The sequence below is a fragment of the Silvanigrella paludirubra genome (assembly GCF_009208775.1).
Lineage (GTDB): Bacteria > Bdellovibrionota_B > Oligoflexia > Silvanigrellales > Silvanigrellaceae > Silvanigrella > Silvanigrella paludirubra.
The window spans coordinates 352281-374277 of the sequence record NZ_WFLM01000002.1; the positions used below are offsets into that span (position 1 = coordinate 352281).

The following is a 21997-nucleotide window of genomic DNA, read 5'->3' on the forward strand; positions in this document are numbered from 1 at the left end:
ACTTCAATGCATTGTTTATCAATATGATTATAATAGTTTTTAATTTTTTATAACAATCCTATGGAACAAAAAGTTTACACCGATAACTCTACTGGAAAAAAGTAGTCTAAAGACTCGGGGTAATATGGATAACGATAGGCTCATTGCACAAATATCTCAAAGAGAAGACGCAAGCGTTGAAAAGGTGGCTAGCCATAAAATGAAAAGCAGCCCCATGATGGCGCGTATGCAACAACGTGCCGATGAGCTTAGAAAAAAAACAGTAAAAGTGGAAGGCTTGAACAAATCCCGATTTTGTAAACTGAAAATTCAAGAAAACTTTGACCTAATTCAAAATGCCCTGCAATTTGAATATGGTGAAAATATGGAGCTTTTATTAAAAGCAAATGAATTTGAAGTATTATCAAGATGGGTTGAAGGTGTTACTTTATTTGATTCCAATAAAAAAGATCCACCCTTAAAAATTAATGACTTAGTTCGTATTCGGAATAGACTTCGCTTTTGGGTTAGAGTTTTTGAAAATTTATATTTTTATCATTCAAAAGGAATTATTCACGGAAATTTAAAACCTCAAAATATACTTATTAGAGATAGAGCTACAGTTGATATTAAACAAACCTATGAATCTGAATTTTTTGAAAGAAAAGAAGAAGTACCACATGTTGTTTTACTTGATGGCGGATATTCCCATTTCATTCCAAATAGCAATGAATTTGAAAATAATGAAGAACAAGTTTCTATTTCTAAAAAAATTATTGAGAAAAACTTTTGGCTACCACCAGAAGCTAGGGGATTTATAGAAGGATCTTACCGAGAAAACTCAGATATTTTTAGCCTTGCCGCTATTATGGCTTGGGATTTTGGCATGATCAAAATAGAAGGCTTGAGTGTCGTTAATCAACTTTGGCAAGTCTATTTGTTACCAGAACAAAATACTTTTATTTTTGGTGGCGAATGGCATAAATGGACTGTAAGACATCCTTTATTTGATACGATTAAACGATTAAGAACAATACTTTTAAAAACACTTGATCCTTTACCAGAAAAAAGAATGTCTAATGCAAGAGAAATTGCTTTTGAATTTATGATGATGTCTAATAAGTTAACAGATACCATTGAGTTACAAAACTTAAGTTCTTCTTATACTAATTTTCAAGTTAATTTAAATGACAAGCATTATAATTCTATTTTAAATAAGAATTTTGAAATACCAGAAGCAATAAGTGAATTTATATTAAATAATAATTTAGACAAAAATAGATTTTGGGTTGATGCTAAAACAAACTCAGCAAATAAACATTATTTAATGAGAAGTTTAAGTTTAGGATTAAGTATTTTAAACAAAAATTCTTTTTTTCATCCCATAAAATTTAGTTCTATGAAAATACCTTTTTCTACACTTGATAGTTTATGTGAAAGTCTTTTAAATTATACAATATATTTAAATCCCGTTTTTTTACAGGAAATGAAATCCATATTTTTTAACCTAGGTAATCAAGTTGAAACTCTATTTTATGTATTACCTTCACTTAAAAAATACGGTGAAAATAAAAATATAATTAAAAAAACATCAAACAATTCTTTAATTCAAATTAGACACGAATGGCTTTATAGTAATATTGAAAAATTGTTTGAAAAAATACTTTTAGCATCAAATATTTCTTATTTTATCATAGATGACTTAAATAGAGCCGACCATTCTTCATTACCAATATTATTAAAAATTTTCAAAAAACAAAATTTACATATGAAATGGATAATAGGAATTAGGACAGAAGAAGAAATAACAGACGAAGAATTAAAAAAATCAGTCCTCCAATTAAAAAATCAAGATCTTACTTTTGCTAACCTTAAAGATGATAGAACACGCTCTTATTGGATAGCAAAATTAAATCACTTAAGCAGTCAACAAGCTCGCTTTTTATCAACCTGGGCTATGGTTGATTTAAAAATAAACACCGATATTATTGAGCTTTTAAGTAACAAAGTAGCAAGTATAAATGAAATTTTTTCGGATAAATATCACCAAGGAAAAGAACATATTTCTCTAAATGAAGTTCCTGCAGATGATTTAATTTTAGAAGAAAAGAATGAAAGTGCCTCTCAAGAAATAAATAAAGAAGTAAATGATGATATTGATGAAGATGAAAAAGAAAGAATAGAAAAAAAGAAAAAAGACCCTCTTCATTTAGCCTATGAAGCATTAAATATTGCGGTGAAAATTGGGCTTGTTTCCGAAAATAGAGATGTTCTAACAGGACAACTTATTTGTTACTATTGGGAACATCAATTTATTTGGCTAAGTTTATCTTTATTACTTAACAAAGAAATAAAATCAAAAATATATTTTATTTTATCAGAATATATGTGCAATAATTTAGAAGAGAAAACTACTCTTTCAGAAATTATTCAAATATCAGAATATTTATCTAGATCAAATTTGAAAAAATCTGCCTATAGTGCTTATTCAGCCTTACTTATAGCGACTGAAGATTTATGCGATAATACTTCTGCTGAGTTTATAATCTCTAAATTACAAATGTTAAGCGAAAATATTGAAAAAGAATGTCCTGAAGAAGCACCTGTATTAGTTCCAAAAATCAGAGAACATATTGCAGATTTATCCCTTTCATTAGGTAAATTTGATCAAGCTGAGAAATATTATCAAGCAGTTAGTTGGAACACTTTAAATGGAAAAAGAAGAGCTATTTTAGCAATGAAAAGTTTTTTTCCATCACAAATTAAAAAAAGAGAAAGAAGAACAGAGGAGTTTTATAAATTAATACAATTAGCTGAAAAATCTAATTTAATAACAAGAACTATTGATGATAATAAATCATCTTTTAAAAGCAATATAGAATCAGAAATTTATAGAATTCAAAAAAAGCTTCAAGAACAAACCGTATTTAATACAAATGACGATGGAAAAAACATTAAAATTTTATTAAATAGCATTATTAAACCAGAAGAAGTTCAAAATAATAAAAATGATAATTTAAAATTATTTCCAAAACTAAGGCCTGTTAGAGGGTCTGTATTATCTCGATTTTTTAGATCATGCATTGGTTGGATTGATAATAGTATTTTATTTCCACAAATTTTAAGTGTTATTCGTTTTACTGTAGAAAATAATGATGGTGAAAGCATTGTTCATTTATTATTTTCTTTATTAATTTGTGGTGAAAGAAATATAACATCTGAAGTTAGAACATTAATATTAGAAACTATTTTAGAATTATCAGGAAGATTAGGAAATGACTTAAATTTATTTGAAGCTTATTTATTAAAAGCATGGAGTGCTGTATTTTTTGATGGTAATTTAATTGAAGCGAAAAAAAATATTGATAAAATAAACTCTTCAATTTCAAGTGATCTTCCTTTTAGTTTAAAGCAATGTACTAAAAAATTGCAGATTTTTATTGAATTTGAGACTATGTCTTTTGAAGCTATAAAAAATCATAGAGCAAATCCTCAAAAATATGTGAAAAAATTTCAAGATTATAATTTAACGGATTGGAATATTGGCAGCGTTGTATTTTCGGTTCACCAAACTCATTATCACTTAAAAAAGTCACCTGGAGATGAACTTTTTATTGGAAATATTTTAGATGAAAAAACAGATCAAATTCTTTTATATACCCATTTATTATTTGAAAAAGGCCATGCCCATGCGGCTTCTATGATCTCACAAGATGCGAAAGAAGCTGAAATAAGACAATGGTTTTTAGATCCCTCCAGCCATATTGAATATGTTCCCGAAAGTTTTGCTGTTAAAATGGCTGAATTTACAAATCTAAAAAAGAAGTTATTAAGTTCATCTCATAAAAATAATAAATTTTTAAACTCCATTAAAAATATTAAAAAATTAATTTCAATTAATAAAGATTCATCTTTAAAATATTGGGGCCAAGACAAAGCCATCCTTGAAAATAATCGAATAGACAAAGCAAACACTCAAGATACAGAAAGACTGCACTTTTTATCTCAAAATGCAATTCGAACAGGATTTAACTGGACTGCCTATAGATTAGCTCACAAGTCCAGAACAGATATCTCATCTATACTAGAAGAAATTAGAGATATCGAAAATACAATGAAGAATCCTCATTCAAAAGAGGGTACTGCATCAATACAAGAAAATTTAAACGCTTTTTCCAAAGAATTAGAACCAAGACGAAAAGAATATGAAGCAGCAGAAGCCTATCCTGAACAGGGGATAGCGATTAATTATGTACTTGAATTTCTTCATAATTTTCACAACAATATTGAAAATTCGAAACTCTCCGAGGAAGAACTTTTTCTCTTGGCAAATATGATACGCAAATCTGTTCCAAAGGATAGCGACATTATAGAATCGACGCTTGCTGGGGCATTAAGAGCCTCTGCTAAACGTCTAATTATAAGAAAAAACTCAGATAATCCTCAAAAAGCAGAAGAAGCACCCCCACCCCTAAATGATGAAGAAAAAAAGCTACAAAATGAGGTTAAAGATTTAAAGCGCACAGGATAGCTATTGACATAGACAATTGACTCCATTATGAAGATTGAACGTTTTGTTTGCGTGATGTGATGCGGGGAAAAATCTCGGGATTATCACATTCGTTTATTTTAGACTAAAATGTGTAATGTACTTCAGAGTAGCTTAACTACTTGAAATTACAACAAAAGGATATCCTAGTATGCCAACTCCAAAGATGAAAGTTTCCCGTGCACGTCGTAATTCTCGTCGTGCTCACGATGCACTCACTGCAATCAACCTGTCCAAGTGCTCTAACTGTGCGGCTCCAAGACTTCCACACTCTGTATGTGAATCTTGCGGCTTTTACAAAGGTCGCTTTATTGCAAAAAATATCCTAAAGGCTGATCTTTTAGCAGTTCTTCGCTAAATTAAGACTTTAAAAAAAGGGTAGCTTCGTTTTGAAGCTACCCTTTTTTATTTAAAACCATCTCTTTTTTTACTCCTTAGATTTAATCCCTACCCCAAACTTCTAAAATAAAATCGGAATATGGAACATTTCTTGGACTTGCCACATATCCCATTTCTTTGCCTGAACACAAATTATCATGATTTGATTGAACAACTCCAATCAATATTTCATAACCTACATATGCTCCAGAAAAAATAATAGGATCAAAACCTCTATACCATGGCTTATCGCACATAATATCAAAACGGATATTATTATTTGTTATCAATTTATTATCTATAGTTTTTAAACGGAAATAGAGGCTTGAATATTTTCCACTGTTTATAATACTTTTAAAATCAAGAAAGTTTTCAGAAGAACGATTTTTTTGTCCAGGCAAAGGGTATTGACTAGAACGAATTTTAGCAATTAAAGTTCCTATATTTGGTTTTAAAAATGATTCATCATAAGTTAAAAGCATATTATTAATCTTTAAGCTTGCTGTAGCTAAACAATTTGATAAATCTTTGTAACATTCTTTAGAGAAATTCCTTAAAATATCAATATTCATTTCTGATTCATTTGATACTTCTAAAATATTTTTCTTTTCATCTGCAGCCAAATTTAAAGAATTCAATAATGAATTTGCAATTGAATAATTATCAACTTGTTTAGATATAAGCTGATTAATTGTATTTTTAAGTCTACTATAGGCAACAGACTCATCATAATTATCAAGCCATGAAAAATTAAAAGTTTTTCCATTTGGTTGTAAAACATTCAATTCATCATAAGGGACTGTTTGAGATGATTCTATTGCCCAAGATGCATAATTATTGGGATCCAATTGTTTATTATAATCTTCTGAAACATATTTATTTAATTTATCTATAGTGCTTTGGCATTCGTCTAGTTTCGTTATCTCACAATTATTTTTTAAATTTAATATTTTAGTTAATTCTGCAGGGTTTCCACCAATTTGTACAGCATGCAAATTTAAATGAATTCCTTTTTTCGTTTCTTCATCTAAATATTTTACATTTCCATTTACCCCAATTTTACCGCCTACAGATAAAATATTTTGAGCTACACCAAGCTTACTTTCTACTGTATTTAAAGTTTTCATTGAGTCAAAATTTAGCTTTAATGTGATTAAGATTCGTGAAGATAATTTTTGTGAAACTACTACTTCATCACCACATTTTTTAATAAAATTATAAGGATCTTTTAATTTTCCTTGACTATCAAAATAATTATAAGCAAATGGTTTTAAATAAATTCTACTTTCTTTCGCATTTTTTAATTTACTATCCCCTAAACGAACATAAACTGAATAAGTTGTAGAACGACTTAATCTAGAAACAGAAGCATCTCGAGAAAATTGAATTTCTGGTGAAACTTGAAAAACTTTTACGGGAACAGATGCGGAAACTCCAATATTTAAAGCATTTCTAAAATCTTCTTCCTTCATATTATCAGATAAATTAACAATAGATTTTTCAACATTTTTAGGATAATAAACATTCTCACTATCAATACATTTTTCAGTATAAAGAAAACCCATTTTATTAAACCCTTGAAGGATAGAATAATAATTGGTATCTCCTGAAGGAATAATACTACTTGGATCCATTGTTATATCTTTTTCAGAAAGATCATTTAAATTTTGTTCATTTAAATCAGAATTCATATTACTATATAGCATTTTATTAGATGAATCATTTTGCGGATTTTTATCTGTTTTTCCGCAAGAAAATAAAACAATTGAAAAACAAGAATAAACAGGGAAATACTTAATTAGTTTTCTCATTAATTACCTCTAATTATTTTTTATTTAACTGACCGACCAAAAGTATTTTATGAATGATAGAATTTATTTTTTAAAAATCAAGCAAAATTAATTAATTATTAAATTATTTTTTAGGTACCCTAATATTAGAGCAATGAAGAGATTTAAGATTATTTTTTATAGTCAAATGATAATATTATTTAGAATAATAAATTGAACTAAAATGGCATAGAATGTTATTAAAATTGGTAAATAGATAAATTAAATAAACAAAATATTCTAATTATCAATTTACTATTCTCTTCCCCAAACTTCAACAATAAAATCAGAGTAATTTACATTAGAGGGGCTAGCAATATAAACCATTTCTTTATTAGAACAATTTTTTTCATAATTTATAGCAATTGTATTCATCATTATTTCATAATTTGAATAAATTCCAGTAAATAAAACATGATCTATTCCAAAGCTTCTATACCAAGGCTTATTACACATTAAGTTAAATCTAAGGCTTGTATCTCTAATTAGTTTATTATCAACCGTTTTTAACTTAAAATAAATACTCGCATAATTCATGTTTTCAATTACGTTCTTAAGATTCAAAAAATCTTGAGAGGAACGATTTTTTTGTCCATATGAAGGCTGACTATCAGAGCGTATTTTACTAATTAATTTTCCGATATTTGGCTTTAACAAAAAGTCATCGTATTTGCTTAAAAACTTTGTATATTCCATCTCTGGACTATTTAAACATTTTTTTAAATCAACATAACATTGTGATGAATAATTTTTTAAAAAATTCATGTTTTGCATTGTCTTTTCTGATATATCTATTAATTCGACTCTTTCATCATATGCCAAATTACTCGATTCAAGTAATCCTTGCGCAATTCTATAATTCTCAATTTCTTTTGCTATTTTGTGAGTAAATTGAGCTCTTTTTTTACTTAGTTTTGTAGAGTCTGAAAAGTTATCAGTCCAATTAAAATGCATTGGCTTATTTGTTTTATCAAAAATACTGAGTTTATCATAAGGTGTCGTTTTTGAACTTTCTATAGACCAAACATGAATATCTTGTTCATTTAACTGCATTTTATAATCTTGAGAAATATATTTATTTAATCTTTGAAAAATGGTTGAACAATCTTTTATATTATCAAGTTTACAGGAGCTGTGTGAAGAAATTATATCCATCATTTCTTCTGGCTGTCCACCAATTTGTATTCCATATAAATCTAGACGAATTTGTCTTTTCGTTTCTTGAGATAAATAATTTAATTTTGCCGTTGGCCCAGCATTAGCTCCTTCAATTATAAATGCATTAAGAACTCCGCCTATTTTTGTATTAAATTCATCTAAAGCAAATTGAGACTCAAAATTTAGTTTTAAAGTTACTAAAAGTTTAGATGAGAATATTTGGGAAGTTACAACTTCATCGCCACATTTTTTAACAAAATTATAAGGATTATTTAAATTACCATTCTCATCAAAATAGGATTTATAGTTGTCACGTAGATATAATTTATTATCTTCTTTATTTTTTAATTTACTCTCACCAAATTTTACGTAAGCATAATATGTAGTTGATCTACTTAATTTTGAAACTGAAGCTTGTTTTGAATAATTTATACCAGCAACTACGTCTACAGCCTCTACGGGCACATGAAGATCGGTTCCAATATTTAATTTCTGCCTAAAATCGCTTTCTTTTAAGTTATCTTCATAACTTACAGTTGAATTTTCAATATTTATAGGCATAATTAATTCATTATTATCAAGGCACTTTTCAGTAAAAGAATACCCCATGCTATGATAGCCTTGTAAAATTTCACCCGATTTATTGAATTTATTCTCTTTTGCATTGCTATAATTAGTTTGAAACCCAAAATTTAATTCTGAATTTTGTTTAGAACATGAAACTGCAAATAAAACGGTAAAAAGAATAGAGTTTATTTTATTTAAATTTTCCATGTTTTACCTCATATAATTAAGATTTATTTGTTTTTCAAAAAAATCTTTAAATTAATAATAAATATTTTAAAATTTAAATCAATAAAAAAATTGTACAAATTAAAAATTTATATTTGTTATTAATTTGTTTATTCTTTTTAATTATAATTAGTTTTATGCAATTTTTTAGAAAAATTTAGTTAACTTACTTTTATAATAAATTATTTGAAATTTTAAAAACAGAACAGCTTCAACTCAATTCGTTCAATTTAAAATTTATTGTAATAATTTTAAGCATATTTCACTATAACAAGACATATTCTATTTTATTAATATGAAATAAAATAATAATATATCCATAATTTTAGATTGTTAAACATAGATATAAGAAATTTCTGTATCATTAATTTGAAAAACAGTTAATAAATTACTCCTATAAGACTAATTTAAATGTATAATTTCAATTAATTTTAGAAATAAATATATTTTTTTTAATTAAAAACTTTACAAAATATATTTATGGTATAAAAATTGATACTGATAATTTAAGAGCTATCATGCTCTAGTTTAAAATACGAAGAATTTATTATCTTTTTTTTAATTAACAAATCTTATACAAACTTAATTTGATTTAATAATTTAAAATTTATAGATTTTTTTCCCTGAAATAGATTTTGTAAAATTTAAGAGAATTGATATGATTAAAAATCAGCCAACATTTTTTCAAAACCAGAATAATACAGAAATAGATTTAACGAATTTAATACAGTCGGATGGAGTTTTTATCGGAATCAATACAGATGATTTTATTGTAAAATATGTGTCTCAAAATTTTTTTAATATCTTTAATTTCGACATACTAGAAAAATCAGCCAGTTTACTTTTTTCTCAAAATAATTTAATAAAGTTAAATAACTATGTCTCAAATAAAAGAATCAAAACTGTTAATTCAAGAATAATTTTAAGTTTAGAATTAAAATTTAATGATAATATATATAAAATACCGTGTAATCTATTTTTCTCTGAAAATATTCTCTGCATCGAATTTTCAAGCCAATTCATGATAAATACATTTATTTTTGATGATCTTAATTTTCAAGATATGCTAAATTATGTTAAAAATTATACAGGTTCTTTAAAAGAATTAACAAATAATATTTGTCAATATATTTCGGAAACAACAGGTTTTGAAAGAACTTTTTATTGTGACTTTTTACCAGATGAACATGGATTTATAAGAGCATGTTATTCTAATAAACTAGAATCATTACTAAATCATCATTTTCCTGTCTCAGATATTCCAATGCAATTAAGAGAAGTACTAATAAAAAATAGATTTAGACTCATCTCTAGAATAGATTCCAAAGAAGTAACAATTGAAGGCTGCTCTAAAGAACTCGACTTAAGCTTTTCTTTTTATAGAAACATGTCCCCTATCCATTTACAATATTTAAAAAATTTGGGTGTAACTTCATTAGCAACTTATTCTGTTGTTTTAGAAGGAAGACTTCAAGGAATATTTGGATCTCATTCAATTACCAAAAAATATATACCCATAACTATTCTTGAAAAAATTCAAATTTTAGTGGAAGAATATTCAAGAAAGTTATTTTTTTGTAAATATAAAAAAATCAAAAAGAATCAAATTGACTTTAATAATAAATTAGATAATTTTATTCAGATATTTGAAAAAGTAGAATGTAATCTTGAAAAAATTCCTGAAAATGTTTTTAATGCACTAAATGAAGTTTTTAATACACATTATATTTTTTATAGATATAATAATAGATTTGAAAAAAATATGAAAGTACCCTTAGAATTTGCTGATAATATTTTAGAATATGTAAATAATATACAAAATAAAAACTTAATAATATCAGATAAACTTTCCAATCTAAGTTTTAAATTCGAAAAATGGGCAAAAAGTGTTGCTTCAGGTATGATCTTAATTAAGCTAAATGAAGACGCTTCATCATTTATTGTTTTATTAAGAAAAGAGTATATTCAAACAATAAAATGGGCTGGATCTCTTGATAATTGTGATTTTGATAATAACACAGTCGGACTAAATAATTCTTTTAAAACTTGGTATCAAGAAGTATTAAATAAATGCAAACCATGGTTAACGATTGAATATGAAACCGCACATTATTTAAAAAATAAGCTTCATTATATTCAATCAAATAATTTTTTAAAATTAAAAAATTTAAATAAATCATTAAGCACCCAGATTTTTCAAAATGAATTATTATTTTCAAAAATACATCAAGGTATAAAAAATACTTACTCAATTTTAAATACAATTTTTAATTTAAATATAAATAACCACTCAAATAATGATGAAAATATAAATAAGTTTTTATTACATGAAAACAAATTAAGTTCAATTGATGCTAAATATTACTTTGAAAACTTATCTGAAAAAATAATTAGCTTAGTAAAGGAAAATTTTTATGAAAATATAAAAATAAACCTTGAAATTGAAAAAAATACAACTCTTAAAATAAATCAAACTTTAAAAATTAGTCTTATTTTTCATGAGTTTATTCTTATTTCCATAAAGTACTCTAAAGAATCATCTGTAAATAAAATTATTTCAGTTAATTGGAGCGAAAAATCAAACCAAATTTACTTTTCATTAAATGATAATACAAATTTAGATTATGAACTCATTAATTTAGATTCCAAAATTAATGTTGACTTTGATTTAATTCGTTATTTAATAAATCAATTAAATGGCACAGGAGTCTGGAATAAAAAAAATGGTTTATCTTTAAAAATTGTTTTTGAAGATAAAAAAAACAAATTAATTTCAAATAAATTACTAATATAAACTATTTTTTAACTTCATTAAACTCATAAATAAAACATTCGAAAGTTTCCAATGCAGAATTTAAAATATCAATTTTTTTTGCTGAATTAATTTCTGCATAATTATTAATATTATCAATAAAAATTTTCCATTCTTTAAAAGTTTCTTTTCCAAATCCATATAAATAGTTCAATTTATTTTCTAATTGATCAGAATAATTTAAAAGCATTTTTTTAAATAAAAATTGCCCTCCTAAACTTGATCCTTCCAAAACATAATAAATACCTAAAGCCTTTTCAAATGAGTCAATATTAGGTAAATTAGTTGAGAAAATAATTTCATTTTTATTCACATTTAAATTATGAATATCCATAATAAGATGTTGAACTCTTTTTGTTAAATTAAAATTAAAATTATTTTGTTTCCATTCGCTATAGTTCAAAAGTTTTTGTTCTAATGGAATAAATATTTTAAAAAGAACTTTTAAGTAATCAATGTAATTATCAATAGTTGGTTTACTTTTAGACATGATATTTATTTGTTCTACTTCATCATGAAGTTGAGAAGTTGCTGATTTTAAAAGTAAACTAATTTTTTCGGATAAATCTAATTTATTTATTTCTGGATTCATTTTTATATCCTTATGTGTTTTAATATTTTAAAAATAGATATACATAAGGGATCTTTATCAATAAAAAACCAAATTGTAAACAAATTACTCAGCCCATAGCTCTAATTGAAATGAATCTAAGTCTCTCAAATCAGAATTTTGAGAAACGGATGATATTTTCTTTTTTTCGCATAAATTTACTAAATGATCCGATATTGGATAAGTATTATTTGGATGCACACCGCGCATCCATGCTTTTCCACCAATGTCAAACCACCAAGTCGCACAGCGAAAAGATGTGCTTAAATCTTTTCCAGGATAATTTTTTGCAGTGATTTTATTTTTATTTTTATCAAGGTATTTAATCATAAAAGTTGTGTAACCTCTTAAATCTGATCCATAAAAAAAATCACTACTAATTCTATCTGATGTGCTTATCCCTAAAAATGTCCGAACTGGTTGCCATTTTGCATCTGTAGATGAAATTAAAGTCCAAGGCTTTATTTCGTCAAATAAATTATCTTGATCTAAAATGAATTCTTTTTTCCTTTCCATATATTCATGTTGGCATAATTTAATATCATTAAAACATGAATTTAAAAAACGATAAGTAGTATACAAATTATTTTCAGAAACTTCTTTAGTACTTTTAACTAATTGAATTTCATCTGTGGCAAGATTTTTAAATGATTTACTATTTTCAATATCTTGGGAACGAATATAATTTTGAAAATTTTTTCTTAAATCTTTCCGAACAAGTAATTTAAAGTTTGAAAATAAAATACTTTTATCCGTGTATTTTATAATATCTTTACTAATATTTAGACCCGTTGGACTTAATATTGTAAAATTTCCATATAAAGATTTCTCTGTATCTGCTAAATAATATTTATTATTTGTTTTTTCTGCAGAAGCTTCAGGTAACTCTTTTAATTGTTCTGGAAAATCTACTGCTGCATATTTTTGAATACTCGAAAATAAGCTATCACATGCTCCAGGATCACTTAATTTACATGTAGCAGATAGTAGGGTTGGTAACTTTGTAGGGTCTCCACCTAATTGAATCGCTTTAATTGAAATGGATATATTTCGAATTGTTTCTTCAGATAAATTATTAAATTTTACTTTAATTTGAGGAGACATTCCAGCTTCTGGATTTATTTTGTTATCTCCATTGCTTGAAAGTAATTGATCTTTTAAAAGATCAATTGTTGCATTTAAATTCTTTTTTGTCCCAACTTCAATTCTCCTCGAATTTGTTTCATTTGAAACCAATGCACGATTTGATGAGACTCCAGGTTCTAAATCACTATAATTTGAACTTGGTTCCGCAATACGAATCCTTGAACTTACATTATTAGAGTCAATTAAGCTTGGATTCGTTGGAGGAGAAGAAGGTAACACAGGAGTAGGATTCGTTGGAGGAGACGAAGGTAACACAGGAGTAGGATTCGTCGGAGGAGGCGAAGGTAACACAGGAGTAGGATTCGTTGGAGGAGGAACTGGTGCGGGGGCTTGATTACCTCCTAAATTAAAAGGTACTGGGATAGAAGCACCCATGGCAGCTTCAAATTCCGATTTTGTTTTTGAGTCTGAAAAATTAAACTTCGCTGTTATAAGTAATTGAGCCTTAATTTTTTGTTTGATTATAATTTCATCACCACAAGAATTAAAAAACTCAGCTTTATTTTCTTTTAAATTTTTATACTGCTCTTCTCTCAGTTTAAAATATTTATTTTGACTTGCACTTAATGAATTATATCCTCTAATAATTTCAATAGTCATATTTGCAGTTCTAGATAAACCTGAAGAAGATGATTCAATAGAATAACGCATTTCTGGGGAAAGAGTTATTGGAACTCCTGAAGCTTGAACAGGAATTGTTGCATTAATACCAATTCCTAATTTATTTTGTAATTGATCCGAATTTAAATTCTCTTCATATGAAACTCTAGAGTTAGGCTCAAAAATAAATTTTGAATTGTCATTTTCTAAACATCTATCTGCTGTCAGCCCCGTAATACTGTTAAAACCTTTGCCTACAGAATCTGTTCTTTCATCAATTTTTTCATTAAAATCATTCATAATTTCACTAAATTTATCTTTAACGCTTTTTCTTTCGTCTGTCAGATAATTCATTTTCTCTGCAGTTTCCTTACCACATGATACTAAAATAAATGTGGATATTACTATGCAAGAACTTAAATTCTTCATATAAATATACTCCTATGAGTCAAAAAATACGGTCATACTTTTATAATCCTTTTAATTTTCAATAAACTAAAATAAAAAATTTTTCAATATAAAAACAATATAATAATAATATTAAAAAATTATAAATTAAATTAAAATAAAACAAATATTAAATAAAAAATCAGTTTAAATTCTATTATTAAAGTAAAAAAAGATAACCTAAATAATTTCTATTAATATTTACGTTTTATTTATTTATTTATATAAAATAATATTTATTTATAAATTTAATATGATTTATTTTGTTTTTGATTCATTTTATAAGTTACCAATTATTGCGCCCAAATTTCAAGATAAAAAGGTCCAATTTTTTCTAAATCACTGTTATGGGTACATGCAAAAGTTGCTTTAGAACCACATACATTCGTAATTGCATCTGAAATAGGAATGACAATATTTGGAGTTACTTCATGCAACCAAACTTTTCCAAGAGCATCGCTCAACCAGTCATGACACCTATATGATGATGCAAGGCTTATGCCTCCATATTTCTCACTTAATACTTTATTTCTATTTTTATCTAAATATTTTATGAAAAATGAATTATAACCTTTAAAGTTTGAAGTCATAAAAAAATCTTCAGTTATTCTATCCGAATTAAAAACGCCAAGCACATAACGGATTGGCTGCCAATTCGCCTGAACAGAAGCTAATAAATTCCAAGCACGGATATCATCAAAATTTTTATCATAATCTTTATAAAACATCTTTTTATTTAACTCATAATCATTTTGGCATACATTAATATTATTATAACAATTCGCAATAAAACGGAATAAACCATATAAATTATTTTCAGAAAGTTCTATAGTACTTTTAACTAGAGCTTGTTCATCATTTGCAAGAATATTAAAAGTTTTAGAATTTTGAATATCTTTTCCTCTTAAGTAGTTTTGAAAACTAGTCCTAATATCTTGTCTAACTTTTAATTTAAAATTTGTAAAATTTAAACTTCCATCTGAATATTTTAAAATATCATTACTTATATTTTTTTTATTTGGACCTAAAATAACAATATTGCTGTATAAAGATGTTTGATATTCACCATAATAAAACTTTTTATTAGAATTAACATCATTTGAATCTATAGTTTCGTTTAATTGATCGGGAAAATCATTTGCTGCATATTTTTGAATATTTTTAAATATGATATCACAACTACTAGGCTCACTTAATCTGCACGATGAATTTATAATTCCATTGAGTTTATTTGGATTTCCACCTAATTGAATTGCTTTTATAGCAATAGAAACATTTTGTAAGGTTTCTTTATTTACTAAATTTAATTTGACTTTAATACCAGGGGACATGCCCTCAGCGCCCTTTAATAATCCTGAAAGAGTATTTTTTAAAAAAAGAATTACCGAATTTAATTTACTTCCACTTTTTGGAGACTCTGTCTGAGTTCCAACGGATAATATACTTGGAGAAGCATTTTCTACAGTAGCTGTTTCATTTTTTATTTTATTATTTCCAAAGCTAAACGGATTAGGTATAGAAACCCCCATAGCAGTTTCAAAATCTTTTTTCGTTTTTGCATCAGAATATATAAATTTTGCTGTTATCAAAAGTTGAGCTTTAACATTTTGTTTAGTAACAATTTCATCACCACAAATATTGAAAAAACTGGAATTATTTTCTTTTAAATTTTTATAATGTACATCTTTTAAACTGTATTCAAATTTTGTATCTTTTTTAACGAGTTGATTATATCCTTTTACAATTTCAATTGTTATAGTTGCTGTTTTTGATAAAATTGAAAAAGAAGATTCTTTTGAAAATTGAACTTCTGGAGAAAGCGTTAATGGAATGCCAGATACTTCAAGAGGAATATTTGAATTAATACCAATCCCTAATTTGGAAAGTAACTGTTCTGAATTTAAATTTTCATCATAAGTAACATTCGAAGTTGGCTCTAAAACAAAGTTAACACTATCATTCTCTAAACACCGTTCCGCTGTTAATCCTGTTATGCTATCAAAACCCTTTCCAACAGAATCGTATCGATCATCAATTTTTAAGTTTAATGCTTTCATGTCATTACTAATTAGACCTTGTTTCGCATCATTGGAACTTGCAGGGGCACTCCCCACACCTGTTGGCCCTTTTCCGCAAGAAAATAGTAAGAAAATACTTATAAATTGAATATGGATAAAGAATTTCATAAAACTCCATATATTAATTATATTAAATAAATATCGGAGTTTTTTTGAAAAAATAAATTAAAAATCAAATTAAAATGAATAAAAAAAGTTAATTTATCATATATTTAAATATCAAAAACCATCTTATTTTCCAAAATTTCCAGAAGAAAAAATAGCAAAGACGAATGTTATTATTTAAAATTTTTGTTTTTAATGACTAATTCCCTAAATAAGTTTAACAAATAAAATGTAGAGAATTGTCAACATAAAATATGTATTTTCAAACTTTTTTGAATTTATCTGCTATTATATCAACCATATCTCTTTCAATTTTTCTTGGATATTTTAGCAGAAAAACAATAAAATAATTTATTGTTATGATAACTAGCATTATGGTGGGTGAAAATGGGCATTTATTTAAATGTGTAAATGACTCTTAATATGGGGTTTCTTGCTATTATATCGACAACGGATTTGCCATTCTTATCACAATTGATGGCTTGAAATTTGATTCTTTATAAAGTATCATTTGAATGTGCCGATGGATAAGGAGCTGCTGTTGTGAATATTGAAGTTAAGGCTTATCAGGAAGGCGATAGACAGGATGTTTTATCTGAGTTTTTAAGCGGGCTAAAAGACAAGAACGACATTAAAAAAATCAGAAAACTGATCAGGATGTTGCAACTTCAGGGAAGAGAATTGGGCTCACCAGCTTCTAAATTTTTAGGGGATGGGGTCTACGAATTAAGGGATCTTAGCGGTGGATTTCGTATTTACTATACGTTTATCGATAACACTTTAACAGTGATATTGATTGTAGGGAATAAAGCTACACAAAAAACAGATATTGAAAGAGCGAAAGCGCGCAGGAATAAACTATTGAAGGAGGGCATTCATGACTATACGACTTAAAAAAATTGATGATGTCTTTAAAAAATATCTTTCAGACGAAGAGATCGCAGAGGCAGATAAAGAAGCAGAAGGAGAGCTTCAAGCTCTAAAGCTTCTCCAAGAAGATGTCTCGAAATTTGCTTCACAAGTAATGGTTAAAAATGAATTAGGATTTAGAGCCTTTGCAAAAGAGCATGATTTAAGCTTATCCATGGCTTCAAAAATTATTAAAGGCGAAGGCAACTTAACATTAGAAACCATTGCTCATATTGCGTTTTGTAACGGAAAAAAAGCCCATATTGTTTTTACTGATTAAAAAAGCTCCAATTCGAATTTGCTTCAAATTCAATTGCAGTCAATTGATTGCTAAAAATTTTAAAAAAATTACATAACAAAATAAAAAAGCCCCAGGCAGAGCGCGGGGCTATCTCTTTCTGTTCTTGGCAGATGAGCTATCAAATAAAATACCTACATAGAGTTACCCAACTTGTAGTGTTACCTCTGGAGCCAGAGGCGAGCTATTCGTGAACCTTCAGCCTTCCTGAACCTAAATTTTATTTTTAGATCTCCGGCCTAGCCCAGTAAGACCTTAAAATATTTCATGCGAGACCAAAAATCAAATTTTTCTTAGCAGTCAATTGACTGCATAAATGTAAATATTTGCTTTATCAAGAAGAAATTGACAAAGGTGCAATAAATTACCTTCGAATAAGCTTATTTTAAAATATATTAAATAATATAATTAAAAATAAACCTTTTTATATTGCGAAATTAATGTGCAAAAATGCAGATAATAATTCAAAGAATGATATTGCAAATATTTATGACATGCTTTGTATTATTTGGCCTGGTTCAAAAAATGTAATTGAATTTCATAACCCAACTGAATATTTATTGATTTTGGTTGGTATCCTTGCTGGAATTGAAAGTTTATCAAAGTTTATACTTACAAAATTTTTATTAATGGATGAATTAAAAATAACTAGGAGTGATTATTTTTGGATCTGCTTTGTAATTATATATATTTCTTTTACTTTAGTAAAAATCAATGGTGTTATAAATATTCGATCAAAAAATGAATCTAAAAGTGATACAAAAAAAGAATTATCTAATTTCTTTATAGTATCGCTATTTAAACCTATTTTTATTGTATCTACAATTATAAAAAAAGCTTTATTTTTTCACATTTTTAAAATTATTTTTATATTTCTTTGTTGGATTTGTAAAAAAGTATGCACTTGTTCTAATAATGAGAAAAATTATACAGATGAACAAAAAGGAAAAAATTTGAAGTGGATAGAAAAAATTAAAGAATTTCTAGATGATAATAATTCAGAAGAAATTTTTTATGACTTATTTGATTACCCAAAAGAATGGGGCGATAAAGAAAAATATTATAGTAAAGTTTTAAGATTCGCTACATATAAAGAAGGAAAAAAAGTATCCTTTGATATCAGAAAAAGAAAAGAAGATTCAAAATATTTAATTAGGTACACAACATTAGAAGATCTTCAAAACCCTGATAAGTATGGTACAGTTAAAGAATATGATGAAAGTATGGACTTAGAAAATCCAAGGAATAAAGAAAAGAAAATTCCAATTAAAGAATTTAATAAAGTATTCAAAGATTAAATCCCCCCCTCTTATAAAGTCAAAAAATTAAACTCAATTTATAAAAATAAAATCATATACTTAACTGTATAAAATAGAAATGGGGATTTTTAGCTAAGTTGACAATATTTTTTGTATTAGAGCTTTTTTTCAAGCCTGGCCTTTTTTAAATTCACATTCAAATTCTGTAAAAAATCTTTTTAATTCAACTTCCGTATCACCTTCTTTTTTTATCAAAATAAATGGTTTTGAGTTTTTAAGAATATCTTGTGCTGATTCAAATGTAGATGAAGCGGCTAGTGTTGATAAAGAGATAATTTCATAGGTTATTTGATTTGTCATTTGCGAGCCTCCTTGATTGATGAATGAGTCCCTTCAAACAAGTTCTATCAAATTCAAAACTTCTAAATCAAGAGTTGATTACTGTTTAATATTATAAAAAAAATGACATATTTGGATTATGTGCAAGAATCACCGAAAATGAATACCAAGGCTGACTTATTATTGAGTTTAATAGGTATCTTTTCATTTGAGTGATTTATGATAACTAGCTCCTGATATAGTATCAACTTAGAAATTTATGTTTTTCTCTTCAAGAAGGTTTATAACCTTACATGCATATTCCTATTTAAATATAAACTAGACGAGCAATTGGAATTTGTATTATACTAAACTTAAACAAGCTTTAATGAAAAGGAATGGGTGAATGAAAAAATGTTTATTTGTAATTATCATTATATTTAAAGGATGTGTGTCTTTTCCAACAAGTAATGGTAAACCCCCAAAAATATTTTGTATAACCAATAACATGCTTTCTTCTTATAAAGTAAATTATCCTTCAGGAGAAAGAAAGGAAGGAGTAGTTGAATCTACAAATGATCAGTTCCGAAGAGGTGATATTTACTATGAAGATGACAATAGCATGAAATTAGAAGTTGGTAAAAAATATAATATTCCAACATTTACTGAAGAAGTTGAAAATAATTTTCATGTCTTTGAAATTCATCTTATTGAAGCTCCTCTTTCAAATGTTTATATTTCTTCAAATTATATTTCATTTAATATTAATAGCACAATAAAGTACCCTTATTTAGAATTAATAACAAAAAATAGTGATAAATGTTTTATAATTGAAAAAAAGATATCTAGTGATAAGACAATGGATATTTATTTTGTAAATTTTAATAAACCAATATTTAGTTACAGTTACAAAATATCAGTGCCTAATTGTTATAAATATAAGAAAAACACGAGAAGAATTATTTCAGAAAATTCATCATCATCATCTTCCTCGTCTTCTGTTTATGCAAATCAGGTCAATCAATATGGTTTTGTGTCTGGATTTGGAGGTTCATCTCAATATGAAAATGGTAAAACATATAAGTTTGATACGGAAGAAATTTCATTATGTAAATAAAGTTGAGTTTGTGTGTATTTCGCTCAATCCGAACGGCGATTTCGGGTAATCCGACCGCTTAAAAATAATATAGCTTTTCATCCTTTGTAAAAGTTAATTAAAGCTTCTAGCTGGCCGCCTGAGGCTTTCTTTTTTTTATGTAATCAATTTTAAATTTTTTTCTTCTTTTTTAATAATCTTAATTTGCTTCTGCAAATCTTTCTTAACTAAACTAATATATTTAATATTTGTATTGTAGCATATCTCTTGCCATCCTCCATTATTTTGTACAACTTTCCATCCAAGTTCTCCTACAAATTCTTTTGCTTCTTCATTTTTATAAGCTCCAAATAATTGCATGCCTCTAACAATTCGTTCAGCAATTTGCAAACTTGGTTCTGCTTTGAATGCTGCTAGTTATAGTAAAATAATCTAAAATAGATCTTATAATAGGTTCAAAGCTTCAAGGTAGTAATTTAAAAATTACTGAAGTAACTGATTTTAAAATTATAAATGATTGACTTAACTCTTCTTTGTAAATGTAAGTTCAAGATCACATTTAATATATTCGACTATTTCTGCCATTATCATAAGTGATATATATTCAGTTTTATCCATAAATTTATTAAAATCAATTTTGGGAAAATCAAGATTTTTAAAGAATTCTTTTGAAATAATATAATTTTTTTTATGGATTCCCATTTATGAACCATATCTTCATCTAGTTCACAATTTACATAAGATATATCAATTATTTCATATTATACGATTCATATTTAATCTTGAATCAGTTTATAAAATTCATAAATTTTTTTTCAAATTATTCATTTTTCTCTTTAGGTTCATCTTTAGTGGAAAGATTTTGATTTTCTGATTCATCAAAAACTATTGGCTGCGCAAACGCATTAAGCATCCATTCAAATATTTCCATTAGTTTATCTTTTAGTTTTTCAGGATTCGTTTCGTTAATATATATCTGAGCTTCAGCAGGATTTTCAGTGAAACTTACTTTAGTATAATAGCATTCATGAACAGCTAAACGTAATTCATTTACCGAATAAACAAGTCTATAATTCCAACGAGAACTCAATTTATCATAAAATTTCTTTTTTTCTTCCATAGATAATTCACATAATAACTCTAAAAACATTTTCTTATCATAAGTAACCTGTCTTTTATTATCTATATCATATAAAAGACATCCTTCAATTTCTCCTTTATCTAAAGTGTTAATTGGAATATCCTTTAAATAAAAGAATAAATTATGGCTATTTTTCAAAGAATATATCTTGGCATTCTCCAGTAAAGTTAATTTATGCACGCGATCCTTATTCTTTTGAATTTCATATGGAGTTATTCCAAAAGGAGAAAATGATTCTTTATGCCATTCTTTTAAACATTTTGTTGAAGGAAGTGAGCCATCTTCAAAACAAACCACACTATCGATACCACAATGTGGACAGAGAGCTGTTTTTTCTTCATCTACATATTCATTTATTTCTGAAGTCTTAAATGTTTTAAAGCAAAAATAGCAAGAACAATTTTCATATTTAATTAGAATATGTTTGTTTTTGAAAGATAAACACCCTTGTTTTGACATATTAAAAATCCCTTATTTCTATTTCTCTCTATTG

The 21997-nt window shown here is 26.5% G+C and carries 16 protein-coding genes; 7 read left to right on the top strand and 9 right to left on the bottom strand.

Going from position 1 to position 21997, the window contains the following annotated elements; translation table 11 throughout:
* The first annotated feature begins 124 nt into the window (after positions 1 to 124).
* The gene (locus GCL60_RS05690) at positions 125 to 4510 is read left to right on the top strand and encodes a protein kinase family protein (RefSeq protein WP_153419110.1); all 4386 of its coding nucleotides are present in this window, start codon (positions 125 to 127) and stop codon (positions 4508 to 4510) included.
* Positions 4511 to 4694: 184 nt separating this feature from the next.
* Complete coding sequence (rpmF, locus tag GCL60_RS05695; protein WP_237639055.1) at positions 4695 to 4886, top strand: 50S ribosomal protein L32; 192 nt, start codon at positions 4695 to 4697, stop codon at positions 4884 to 4886.
* A gap of 82 nt (positions 4887 to 4968) precedes the next feature.
* Here rpmF and GCL60_RS05700 read toward each other — a convergent pair whose 3' ends face one another.
* Both GCL60_RS05700 and GCL60_RS05705 read right to left on the bottom strand, forming a co-directional pair.
* Complete coding sequence (locus tag GCL60_RS05700) at positions 4969 to 6717, bottom strand: hypothetical protein (RefSeq protein WP_153419114.1); 1749 nt, start codon at positions 6715 to 6717, stop codon at positions 4969 to 4971.
* 273 nt (positions 6718 to 6990) lie between these two features.
* A complete protein-coding gene (locus GCL60_RS05705) occupies positions 6991 to 8667 on the bottom strand; it encodes a hypothetical protein (protein WP_153419116.1) in 1677 nt (558 codons plus the stop codon).
* Positions 8668 to 9343: 676 nt separating this feature from the next.
* Between GCL60_RS05705 and GCL60_RS05710 the strand changes: the two genes are divergently transcribed.
* Positions 9344 to 11479 (top strand): hypothetical protein, encoded by a 2136-nt coding sequence (locus tag GCL60_RS05710; protein WP_153419118.1) that lies wholly within the window; start codon positions 9344 to 9346, stop codon positions 11477 to 11479.
* A gap of 1 nt (position 11480) precedes the next feature.
* On the opposite strand, the gene GCL60_RS05715 is transcribed toward GCL60_RS05710, so the two are convergent.
* The 3 genes from GCL60_RS05715 to GCL60_RS05725 form a co-directional block, all read right to left on the bottom strand.
* The gene (locus tag GCL60_RS05715; protein WP_153419120.1) at positions 11481 to 12089 is read right to left on the bottom strand and encodes a biliverdin-producing heme oxygenase; all 609 of its coding nucleotides are present in this window, start codon (positions 12087 to 12089) and stop codon (positions 11481 to 11483) included.
* Between the two features lie 84 nt (positions 12090 to 12173).
* Positions 12174 to 14282, bottom strand: coding sequence for a hypothetical protein (locus GCL60_RS05720; RefSeq protein ID WP_153419122.1), 2109 nt, complete (start codon positions 14280 to 14282; stop codon positions 12174 to 12176).
* A 311-nt stretch (positions 14283 to 14593) separates the two neighbouring features.
* On the bottom strand, positions 14594 to 16486 hold the full coding sequence (locus GCL60_RS05725) for a hypothetical protein (RefSeq protein ID WP_153419124.1): 1893 nt from the start codon (positions 16484 to 16486) through the stop codon (positions 14594 to 14596).
* Between the two features lie 540 nt (positions 16487 to 17026).
* Between GCL60_RS05725 and GCL60_RS05730 the strand changes: the two genes are divergently transcribed.
* From GCL60_RS05730 to GCL60_RS05740, 3 genes are all read left to right on the top strand, one after another.
* The gene (locus GCL60_RS05730) at positions 17027 to 17377 is read left to right on the top strand and encodes a type II toxin-antitoxin system RelE/ParE family toxin (protein WP_153419126.1); all 351 of its coding nucleotides are present in this window, start codon (positions 17027 to 17029) and stop codon (positions 17375 to 17377) included.
* Positions 17361 to 17672: a hypothetical protein gene (locus GCL60_RS05735; protein WP_153419128.1), complete on the top strand. Its 312-nt coding sequence runs from the start codon at positions 17361 to 17363 to the stop codon at positions 17670 to 17672. Before GCL60_RS05730 ends, GCL60_RS05735 begins: the two co-directional genes overlap by 17 nt.
* 458 nt (positions 17673 to 18130) lie before the next feature.
* Positions 18131 to 18988 (top strand): hypothetical protein, encoded by an 858-nt coding sequence (locus GCL60_RS05740; RefSeq protein WP_153419130.1) that lies wholly within the window; start codon positions 18131 to 18133, stop codon positions 18986 to 18988.
* Between the two features lie 129 nt (positions 18989 to 19117).
* Here the strand turns inward: GCL60_RS05740 and GCL60_RS05745 are convergent, their stop codons facing one another.
* Positions 19118 to 19309, bottom strand: a complete 192-nt coding sequence (locus GCL60_RS05745; protein WP_153419132.1) for a hypothetical protein — start codon at positions 19307 to 19309, stop codon at positions 19118 to 19120.
* 364 nt (positions 19310 to 19673) lie between these two features.
* On the opposite strand from GCL60_RS05745, the gene GCL60_RS05750 reads away from it, so the two are divergent.
* Entirely contained in the window at positions 19674 to 20384 is a 711-nt protein-coding gene (locus GCL60_RS05750) for a hypothetical protein (protein WP_153419134.1), read from the top strand.
* A 135-nt stretch (positions 20385 to 20519) separates the two neighbouring features.
* On the opposite strand, the gene GCL60_RS05755 is transcribed toward GCL60_RS05750, so the two are convergent.
* The 3 genes from GCL60_RS05755 to GCL60_RS05760 all read right to left on the bottom strand — a co-directional run bounded on the left by GCL60_RS05755 (position 20520) and on the right by GCL60_RS05760 (position 21963).
* Entirely contained in the window at positions 20520 to 20753 is a 234-nt protein-coding gene (locus GCL60_RS05755) for a hypothetical protein (RefSeq protein WP_153419136.1), read from the bottom strand.
* A 132-nt stretch (positions 20754 to 20885) separates the two neighbouring features.
* Positions 20886 to 21065, bottom strand: a complete 180-nt coding sequence (locus tag GCL60_RS17260; RefSeq protein WP_161998097.1) for a hypothetical protein — start codon at positions 21063 to 21065, stop codon at positions 20886 to 20888.
* 118 nt (positions 21066 to 21183) lie between these two features.
* Positions 21184 to 21963: a hypothetical protein gene (locus tag GCL60_RS05760; RefSeq protein ID WP_153419138.1), complete on the bottom strand. Its 780-nt coding sequence runs from the start codon at positions 21961 to 21963 to the stop codon at positions 21184 to 21186.
* Positions 21964 to 21997 lie beyond the last annotated feature (34 nt).